9 protein-coding genes are annotated in these 9,173 nt (G+C 61.0%); 4 read left to right on the forward strand and 5 right to left on the reverse strand.

Annotated elements, in window-relative coordinates; translation table 11 throughout:
* Positions 1-96 precede the first annotated feature (96 nt).
* Complete coding sequence (locus PQU94_RS17245) at positions 97-1,320, forward strand: serine hydrolase domain-containing protein (RefSeq protein WP_272742661.1); 1,224 nt, start codon at positions 97-99, stop codon at positions 1,318-1,320.
* 55 nt (positions 1,321-1,375) lie between these two features.
* Here the strand turns inward: PQU94_RS17245 and gltA are convergent, their stop codons facing one another.
* On the reverse strand, positions 1,376-2,665 hold the full coding sequence (gene gltA, locus PQU94_RS17250; RefSeq protein ID WP_272742662.1) for a citrate synthase: 1,290 nt from the start codon (positions 2,663-2,665) through the stop codon (positions 1,376-1,378).
* Positions 2,666-3,227: 562 nt separating this feature from the next.
* Here gltA and PQU94_RS17255 point away from each other — a divergent pair.
* Together PQU94_RS17255 and PQU94_RS17260 are read left to right on the forward strand one after the other, a co-directional pair.
* Complete coding sequence (locus tag PQU94_RS17255; RefSeq protein ID WP_272742663.1) at positions 3,228-3,896, forward strand: DUF4131 domain-containing protein; 669 nt, start codon at positions 3,228-3,230, stop codon at positions 3,894-3,896.
* Complete coding sequence (locus PQU94_RS17260; protein WP_272742664.1) at positions 3,893-5,311, forward strand: ComEC/Rec2 family competence protein; 1,419 nt, start codon at positions 3,893-3,895, stop codon at positions 5,309-5,311. Before PQU94_RS17255 ends, PQU94_RS17260 begins: the two co-directional genes overlap by 4 nt.
* On the opposite strand, the gene lexA is transcribed toward PQU94_RS17260, so the two are convergent.
* The 4 genes from lexA to PQU94_RS17280 form a co-directional block, all read right to left on the reverse strand.
* Positions 5,308-6,015, reverse strand: coding sequence for a transcriptional repressor LexA (lexA, locus tag PQU94_RS17265; RefSeq protein ID WP_272742665.1), 708 nt, complete (start codon positions 6,013-6,015; stop codon positions 5,308-5,310). The two genes, PQU94_RS17260 and lexA, sit on opposite strands and share 4 nt — an antisense overlap.
* Positions 6,016-6,125: 110 nt before the next feature.
* Positions 6,126-6,920, reverse strand: a complete 795-nt coding sequence (trpC, locus tag PQU94_RS17270; RefSeq protein WP_272742666.1) for an indole-3-glycerol phosphate synthase TrpC — start codon at positions 6,918-6,920, stop codon at positions 6,126-6,128.
* 3 nt (positions 6,921-6,923) lie between these two features.
* Positions 6,924-7,937: an anthranilate phosphoribosyltransferase gene (gene trpD, locus PQU94_RS17275; protein ID WP_272742667.1), complete on the reverse strand. Its 1,014-nt coding sequence runs from the start codon at positions 7,935-7,937 to the stop codon at positions 6,924-6,926.
* Positions 7,930-8,523 (reverse strand): anthranilate synthase component II, encoded by a 594-nt coding sequence (locus PQU94_RS17280; protein WP_013480326.1) that lies wholly within the window; start codon positions 8,521-8,523, stop codon positions 7,930-7,932. Before PQU94_RS17280 ends, trpD begins: the two co-directional genes overlap by 8 nt.
* A 213-nt stretch (positions 8,524-8,736) precedes the next feature.
* On the opposite strand from PQU94_RS17280, the gene PQU94_RS17285 reads away from it, so the two are divergent.
* Positions 8,737-9,036, forward strand: coding sequence for a helix-turn-helix domain-containing protein (locus PQU94_RS17285; RefSeq protein ID WP_272742668.1), 300 nt, complete (start codon positions 8,737-8,739; stop codon positions 9,034-9,036).
* The last annotated feature ends 137 nt before the right edge of the window (positions 9,037-9,173 follow it).

Raw genomic sequence — 9,173 nt, forward strand, 5'->3', positions numbered from 1 at the left:
CTAATTTAGGGTCTGGTTTTGACGCGATCTCAGAGAGAACCGCCCTTCGGCGGCGCGTTAACACAGACTTAAGATATAAATCGCACATCATTTACCATGACCCGTTTTTCGTATCCTTTGGGGGGTATGACGCGCCGTGCGGCGGTAGCCTTGAGTCTGGCGGCTCTGGGCGGCAGCGCCCTGCGCCCCCAGATCATGGCGCAGGGCCCGCAAACCGGTGAGGGGCCCAACACGCCTGCCCTCAAGGACTGGCCTACGCTGGACGCCCTGGCGCAGGCCATGATCGACACCCGTCAGACGCCGGGCCTGAGCCTGAGCGTCATGCACAAGGGCGTCATGCTCTATTCCAAAGGCTTTGGTCAGTCGGATATCGACAGCGCCGTCTCTCTCACGCCGCAAACGAGCCTGCGCATCGCCTCGATCACCAAACAGTTCACCGCCGTGGCCATTCTGGTGCTGGCCGAACAGGGGCTGCTGAGCGTTCACGACCCGCTGTCGAAATTCCTGCCGGATTTCCCACGCGCCACTGAGGTCAGCCTGCGTCAGTTGATGAGCCACACCTCCGGTATCGGCGACTATATCAACCGTCAGGACCACAGTATTCTGGATGAGGCACGCACCCGCGATTACAGCAGCGAGGATATTCTCAAGCTGATCCGTGCGGGCAAGCCGCTCTATCGCTTTGCGCCCGGCATGGGCTGGGCCTATTCCAATTCCGGTTTTACCTTGCTGTCGTCGATCGTTGAGCGCCTGTCCGGTCAGACCTTTGCCGATTTTTGCCGCAAACACCTGTTCGAGCGCGCCGGCATGGCCAATACGACCATCGACCAGAGTTGCGAGGTCACCAATGCGGTGACGCGCGGCTACACGCCGACCCGAGGGGGCTTCCTGCCCAACCTGCCGGTTTCGCCCACCTTCCTGCGCGGGGCAGGGGCCATCCGTTCGACGACCGAGGACCTGTGTCGCTGGCACGCCGCCCTGCTGAACCATCAGATTGTCAAGCCTTACAGCGTCGAGGCCATGATGACGCCGGCTCTGCTGAAGACCGGTAAGCCCGCGTGGGAGCGGCAGGGCAATGAGCCCCTGAACTATGGGTTCGGCGTGGGGCTGGGCATCACCGAAGACAGCCGCCGCTATTGCACGCATGGCGGGCGGATTAATGGCTTCACCGGCCATCTGCGTAGCTTTATCGACGAGCAGGTGACGCTGGCCATCCTCTATAATTGCGACGGCGGCGGCGCGGCGAGCTTCGGGGCCGCCCAGAAGGCCCTGCGGCAGGAGGCCTCCCGGTTGGGTTTGGAAGCCGCCACTCAGGTATGATGGCAAAAAAAGCCCGCCGTTTCCGGCGGGCTTTTCCGTTTTCGCTTGAGCCGCTTTAGCCGCGTTGCGACAGCGGCACGAAGTCGCGTTGCGTCGCGCCGGTATAGAGCTGACGCGGACGGCCGATCTTCTGACCCGGATCCTCGATCATTTCCTTCCACTGGGCGATCCAGCCCACGGTGCGCGCCAGAGCGAACAGCACGGTGAACATGGTGGTGGGGAAGCCCATGGCCGACAGGGTGATGCCGGAATAGAAATCGACGTTCGGGAACAGCTTGCGCTCGATGAAGAATTCGTCCTTCAGGGCGACGGCTTCCAGCTCCTTGGCGACCTGGAACAGCGGATCGTTTTCGCGGCCCGTCGCGGCCAGAACTTCGTAGGCCGAGGTCTGCATGACCTTGGCGCGCGGATCGTAGTTCTTATACACGCGGTGACCGAAGCCCATCAGCTTGTAGCGGCGGTCCTTCACGCCAGCGATGAATTCCGGGATCTTTTCCGGCGTGCCGATTTCACGCAGCATGTTCAGCGCTTCTTCGTTGGCCCCGCCGTGCGACGGACCCCACAGGCAGGCGATGCCGGCGGCAATACAGGCGAACGGATTGGCACCCGACGACCCGGCCAGACGAACGGTCGAGGTCGAGGCGTTCTGTTCGTGGTCGGCGTGCAGGATGAAGATGCGGTCCATAGCGCGGACGAGCGCCGGATCGACCACATAGTCTTCGGCCGGAACGGCGAAGCACATGCGCAGGAAGTTTTCGGCGTAAGACAGATTGTTCTTCGGGTGAACGAAGGGCTGACCGACGCTGTATTTAAAGGCGCGCGCGGCGATGGTCGGCATCTTGGCAATCAGGCGGTGCGCCGAGATTTCGCGCTGCTGAGCGTCATGGATGTCGAGGCTGTCGTGATAGAAGGCCGACAGGGCACCGACCGCACCGGTCATGACCGCCATCGGGTGCGCGTCGCGGCGGAAACCGTCGAAGAAACGGTCGAACTGCGCGTGCAGCATGGTGTGGCGCGTGATGGTGTTCTCGAAGGTTTCGTACTCCGCCGCCGTCGGCAGTTCGCCGTGGAGCAGCAGGTAGCAGGTTTCGAGGAAGCTCGACTGCGAGGCCAGTTGATCAATCGGGTAACCGCGGTGCAGCAGCACGCCCTGATCACCGTCGATGAAGGTGATCTTCGATTCGCACGACGCCGTGGAGGTAAAACCCGGATCGTAGGTGAAGGCATCGGACTGCGCATAGAGTTTACGGATGTCGATCACATCCGGGCCCAGTGTGCCCTTCAGGATCGGCAAATCTATGACCTTGTCGCCGACGGTGACCTTGGCAGGAGGTGTCTGGGTCATGACGTGCTTACCTCTTATCTTTGTGTGCAATGCAAACGGCATTTTCGTTGCACCTGCTATATAAAGTGAAAACCTAAATGAAAAGGGTCTGTTTCGATCCTCGCGCTGCCCTCGCGTTGGAAGGTCGTGCCGGACCCCTGAAATCAAGGGGGCGTGGCTTCTCTTATTGCCCTTGGCAGGCGGTGGCGACGCCATCCTTGTGAGCATAAACATCTATTTTTAAAAGATATTTCTGTTTGTATGGCGGAGCGCAGGGCGGCGTCAATTTGTCTGACTTAACAAATTTTTGTGAAGAGAAAGGGGTATTAACTTTAAAGGTCAAAGCGACAGATATCGTCCATTTTTACCGTGGGTAAAAATCAATTTTATAAGCGACAACGCATTTTAGACGTCTCTTGCACCCCGTGCGAGGCCGTGTTTTGTAAGCTAGGGGTGTAGCCCATCATGGGGAGGGCAGGGTTTGCAGCGACTTCGCGCCGCTCTTTCGCGGGTCAGGTTTACTGACATCGGCCGCTATATCCGCGACGGTGCCGCGCAGCAGACGGGGCGTCTGGTCCTGTAGTTGCCGGTCGCCCCGGGGGTGGGCTGCGCCGCTTATCTCAGTCTGCGTTTTGAGCCGCCGTGGTTATGGGTCGTCGGCGCGATAATGATCGCGGGCGGCCTTTATGCTCTGGCGCTTGGAGCGTATTCCGAAAAGTATGCAACGCTTTTCGGAGTCAAACACGCGACCCAAATTCGCTTTGAACAGGAGGGGAGGCGGGCGATACGCACATTCTGCCTGCTGCTTCTGATGGTCGCGCTGGGGGTCGGTCTGTGCAAGCTGCGCACGCACCGGGTGGCCGCCCCGGTTCTGGCCGCGTCACAGATGGAGGTCACGCTTGAGGCGGTAATTGTCGATATCGTCGGGACAGACACTTCCGAGCCCCGACTTCTGCTGGCTCCGCTCAGACTGTCGGGTGTCGCACCGGAACAGACCCCCATACGCGTTCGGCTGAGCCTGCGCGCCCTGCCTCCCGATCTGGCACCCGGTCAGGCAATTTCTGTGTTCGCCATTCTTCATCCTCCGGCGGGACCGAGTCTCCGGGGGGGTATGATTATGCGCGCACGGCCTGGTCCGATGGGGTCGGTGCCGTCGGATTCGCGCCGGGCCGCATCCGGACCCTGGAGGCGCCACCCCTGCCGGCGCGGCTGCAACGGATCGTGGCGCTCAATCACCTGCGCTGGGACGTGACCCGACGCCTGGTCACGCAAGTCGAGGACAGCCGCATGGGCGGATTTGCCGCTGCCATGGTCACGGGGCATCAGGCCTTTCTGGCCCCTGACCTGGTCGAAGACATGCGCGATTCGGGACTGGCGCACATCCTATCCATCTCCGGCCTGCATATGGCTATAGTCGGGGGTTTTGCCTTTTTTGCCTGCCGTGGCGCTCTGGCCCTGATCCCGGTAATTGCGCTGCGCTACCCCATCAAAAAGCTGGCGGCCGGCGTGGGGATGGTCGCCGTAGCGCTCTATCTGGCACTTTCGGGTGCCCCGGCCCCGGCGATCCGCGCCGCCGTGGTCGCGTGGGTAGCCTTTGGGGCCATCCTCTTCGACAGTTTACGCGCACTCGCCATAGCGGCTCTCATCGTGCTCCTCCTGATGCCGGAGGCGGTGCTGGAACCGGGGTTTCAGATGTCGTTTTGCGCCACAGCGGCGCTTCTGGCTCTGGCGGAAGTGTCGCGCAATCCCATCCGCGAACTGGACGTGCCATGGTGGGTGCGGGGTTGGCAGGGCATGTGGCATGGACTGAAGGTCTCGGTGCTGGCTTCGACGGTGGCCGGGCTGGCCACCACACCGTTCGGCGTCTTCTATTTCAGCCGCGCCCAGATGTATGGCCTGATCAGTAACCTGCTCGAAGCCCCGATCACGGGGTTTGTCGTCATGCCGGCTCTGGCTGTTGGCACGGTACTGAGTGCCACGCCTTTGGGCACGCCCGTGCTGTGGGTGGCCCAGCAGGGGCTGTCTGTGATCGCGGCCATTGCGGGTTTTGTGGCAGATTTGCCCGGCGCGGTGTTGACGGTGGCGGCCCCGCCCAATCTGGCGCTGGCCCTGTCCACGGCGGGTGTTCTGTGGATGTGCCTGATCCGCGGTCAGATGCGCTGGGTTGGCCTGCTGGCGGCTCTGGCGGTCATCTACTTGCCGCGCGAGGCAGCGCCCGATTTCTGGCTCGATGCCGAAGGCAGCAATGCGGCAATCCGCGTCGATGGCACGGCCTATAGCTTGCGTCCCACTGTGCGCCAGTATGGTTATCAACTGTGGCTCAAACACTATGCGCTGAGTGATGCCCCTCTGAGGAGCGCGCAGGATTATGTGTGCAAGAGCTATGTTTGCCTGCCTGCGGCCACTGCGCCCTACCGGTTGGGCTTCGCTTTCGGCCGCAAAGCGCCCAAACCGGAACAGATAGAGGCCCTGTGCCAATCCGCCGATCTAATCGTTCTGCGCTCTCAGGTGATCGAATGGCCGGGGGTCTGCGCCCGTGTCAATCGCATCACGGCTTCAGACTTTGAACGGCTGGGCGCGATGGAACTGACGCGCACAAAGAGCAAAGACTGGCACATCAAGGCCGCCCAGCCTCTGAGAGGTCGGCGGCCGTGGACCAAGGGTTAGTGATAGCGGCGCATCAGGCCCACCAGCTTGCCCTGAACGGCCACTTCGTCGGCATTGTAGATGCGGGTCTTGTAGGCCGGATTGGCCGCCTCAAGGGCAATCGACGCACCCTTCTTGCGCAGACGCTTCAGGGTGGCCGTATCGCCATCAACCAGTGCCACGACGATTTCGCCCGACTGCGCCGAGTCCGACTTCTTGATGATCACATAGTCACCGTCGAGAATACCGGCATTGATCATCGAATCGCCTTCGATTTCGAGAAGATAGTGTTCACCCGAACCGACGAAGATTTCCGGCACGCGGATACGGTCGCGCTCGGCACCCAGCGCTTCAATGGGTACACCAGCGGCAATTTTGCCCAGCAGCGGCAGCTCGCGCCCTTCGTCATTGGCGGGTTTGGACGCCGGGGCCGGGGTAGCAGGGCGGGTGCCTTCGACCACCTGCGGCACAAAGGCCTGACGTCCGCGCGGCGGCGCGGCGGTCGTGGCCTGATCCGGCAGCTTTATGACTTCCAGAGCCCGAGCCCGGTGTGCGAGGCGACGGATAAATCCGCGTTCTTCAAGAGCGGTTATTAGCCGGTGGATCCCCGACTTCGACGCCAGATCCAGCGCCTCCTTCATCTCATCAAAGGACGGAGACACCCCCGTTTCCTTGATGCGTTCATGAATGAACATCAGAAGTTCGCGTTGTTTGGTCGTCAGCATAGGTCCACCCGCTGCAAAAGTTTGTCCCCGGACATGGCAATATTTAGCGCATGAATGGTGAACAAGTCATGAACTTGTGCAAAGTGTTCTGTATGCGTTCTTGATTCTTGTCAAGCGGGCGTGAGCAGATTCTTCGCCGCCTGAGTGACATCACCCTGCCGCATCAGGCTTTCGCCGACCAGCATGGCCGTGGCCCCGGTTTTTTCGAGCCGCGCCACGTCCTGCGGCGTGAAGATGCCGCTTTCGGCGACCAGAACGTGCTGCGGTCCGACCATGGCCGACAGCTCTTCGGTCGTTTTCAGATCGACGTCGAAAGTTCTTAAGTTCCGGTTGTTTATACCGATCAGCGGAGAGGCGAGCTTAAGCGCGCGCTCCATTTCCGGTGCGTCATGTACTTCGACCAGGGCGTCCATACCATAGGCATGGGCCGCCGCGATCAGATCGGCGGCGAGGGCATCGTCGATCATGGCCATAATCACCAGAATGGCGTCGGCGCCGATGCTGCGCGACTCGGCAACCTGCCACACATCGACCAGAAATTCCTTGCGGATGCAGGGCAGTGTGACGGCGTTGCGGGCCGCCACAAAGTGCGATTCGTGCCCCATAAAGCTCGGCGCATCGGTCAAAATCGACAGACAAGACGCTCCGCCGGCCTGATAAGCCGCCGCCAGACTGGCCGGTTCGAAATCTTCACGAATCAGGCCCTTGGAGGGGCTGGCCTTTTTGACTTCGGCGATCAGCGACAGGCTGCGCGGCTGTTTGTGGGCCACCAGCGCGCGTTGAAAGCCACGTGGCGCACTGACGTCCTTGATGCGTGCCTCCAGCGCTGACAGGGACGCCGCAGGCTTGCGTTCGGCGACTTCCGTGCGCTTGTAGGTGGCGATCTTTTCCAGAATATCGGACATGACTTAGCTGTTCGTAAGGGTGACAAGTTGGTCGAGCGCGACCAGGGCCTTGCCGTCATCGAGGCTGGCGGCGGCGTGATCCAGCCCTTCGCCCAGGGTCTCCACCGCCCCGCCGACGAGGAAGGCGGCTGCGGCATTGAGCATGACGATATCGCGATAGGGGCCTTTTTCGCCCTCCAGCAGGCGACGCAGGGCCGTGGCATTGTGTTCCGGGGCACCCCCTGTAATGTCAGCCAGCGCCGCGCGCGGCAGGCCCACGGCTTCGGGGGTAATGGTGAACAGGCGCAGCTTGCCGTCCTTCCATTCCGCCACCTCGGTTTCGCCCGTGGTGGTCAGTTCGTCCAGACCGGAACCGTGCACGACCCAGGCATGAACGGCCTCAAGCTGACCCAAGGCCTTGGCAATCGGCTCGATAAAGCGCGGGGAGGGCACGCCCACCACCTGACGGCGCGCACCGGCGGGATTGGTGAGGGGGCCCAGCAGGTTGAAAATGGTGCGGAAACCGAGCTGCTGCCGGATCGGGGAGACGTGTTTCATCGCCCCGTGATGCGCTACGGCGAAGAGGAAGCAGATACCGGCTTCGTCCAGCGCCTTGCGCTGCTGCTCCGGCGTGGCGTCGATATTGACGCCCAGCGCGGCCAGAACATCCGCCGTGCCGGATTTCGAGGTAATGGCGCGGTTGCCGTGCTTGGCGACCTTCAGGCCACCACCGGCCGCCACGAAGCCTACGGCTGTGGATATGTTGAGCGTGTGCAGGCCGTCGCCACCGGTGCCGCAAACATCGACCGTATCATAAGGGTGATCGAGTGTTTTGGCGGCGGCCCGCATAGCGCGGGCGCAGGCGGCGATTTCGCCGACGGTTTCGCCGCGCAGGCGGATGGCGGTCACGGCGGCGGCCACCTGAGCCGGGGTCGGTTCGCCGCGCAAGCAGGCGGAAAAGAAGATTTCGGCGTCGGCGTCGGACAGGGTCTGACCGTCTGCCAGCTTGGCCAGCAAGGGTTTGAAGGCGTCAGACATAGAGGTTGTGGCTCTCGATACCGGCCAGTCGCAGGAAGTTGGCCAGAATCTGATGGCCGCCTTCGGTGGCGATGGATTCCGGATGGAACTGCACGCCGTGGATCGGTCGCGTGCGGTGCTGAACGCCCATGATTTCGCCGTCGTCGGTCCAGGCGGTAACGATCAGGTCGTCCGGCAGGGTTTCACGCTTGATGGCCAGCGAGTGATAGCGCGTCGCCGTGAACGGATTGGGCAGGTCCTTGAACAGGCCGATATCCTTGTGATGGATCTGGCTGGTCTTGCCGTGCATCAGCGTCTTGGCGCGGATGACGTCGCCGCCATAGGCCTGACCGATCGACTGATGCCCCAGGCAGACGCCAAAGATCGGCAGGTCTTCGGGCGCGGCGCGCAGCAATGGCAGGCAGATGCCGGCCTGATCCGGCGCACACGGTCCGGGCGACAGCAGAACCGCCTTGGGCTTCAGCGCCAGCGCGTCCTGAACGCTCAGCGCGTCGTTGCGGTAGACCTGCGTTTCCGCACCCAGTTCCGCCAGATAGTGCACCAGATTATAGGTGAAGCTGTCGTAATTATCGATGACAAGGATCATGGCCAACTCCCATGCAAGCGATATAGGCAAAGGCGACACAAAAACCAAACGGAAATGGCCCGACGCCCGGACGTTTCAACGGTTTCGCGCCTCAGCACGTCTAAATTTCCCATAAGATTTATTATGCGATATTTTGGTGTAGCGCGGTGGACTCTATTTTGAAGTGCGAATGATCAACCAAATCAGTCGCCTCTTCAAAAGCGAGATATAACATTGGGCCATCATTACCGCCACATCGACATGGCTGAGCGTCGCCAGATTATGAAGCTTCTGGAGCGCAAGGTTCCGTTGTCGCAGATCGCAAAGATCGTTGGACGCCATCAGTCGACGATTTATCGTGAACTGCGCCGCAATTTTTTCCGAGATAAGTACCCGGAATTTTCAGGCTGGTTTCCGTGGACAGCCAGCGAACTTGCCCGCAAACGGCGGTTTAAACAGCGCAAGCTTGAACGTAATCGTACCCTCCGGGCTTATATCATCGACAAGCTTCAGCAACATTGGTCACCAGAGTAAATCGCTGGAAGGCTGAAACTTCATCCAAGGCTCGAAGCCCAGACTGGACGTGTTTGCTCCGAGACGATCTATCGTTTTGTCTATGATCGCAGCAACCGTGACATGGCGCTATATACGCTTCTTGCCAAACGAAGACG

Source organism: Asticcacaulis currens, assembly GCF_028550395.1.
Classification (GTDB): domain Bacteria; phylum Pseudomonadota; class Alphaproteobacteria; order Caulobacterales; family Caulobacteraceae; genus Asticcacaulis; species Asticcacaulis currens.

Bases quoted from the DNA above. Each gene is read 5' to 3' on its own strand.
- PQU94_RS17245 (WP_272742661.1), top strand. From the start codon at position 97: ATGACCCGTTTTTCGTATCCTTTGGGGGGTATGACGCGCCGTGCGGCG.
- gltA (WP_272742662.1), bottom strand. From the start codon at position 2,665: ATGACCCAGACACCTCCTGCCAAGGTCACCGTCGGCGACAAGGTCATA.
- lexA (WP_272742665.1), bottom strand. From the start codon at position 6,015: ATGCTGACGACCAAACAACGCGAACTTCTGATGTTCATTCATGAACGC.
- trpC (WP_272742666.1), bottom strand. From the start codon at position 6,920: ATGTCCGATATTCTGGAAAAGATCGCCACCTACAAGCGCACGGAAGTC.
- trpD (WP_272742667.1), bottom strand. From the start codon at position 7,937: ATGTCTGACGCCTTCAAACCCTTGCTGGCCAAGCTGGCAGACGGTCAG.
- PQU94_RS17280 (WP_013480326.1), bottom strand. From the start codon at position 8,523: ATGATCCTTGTCATCGATAATTACGACAGCTTCACCTATAATCTGGTG.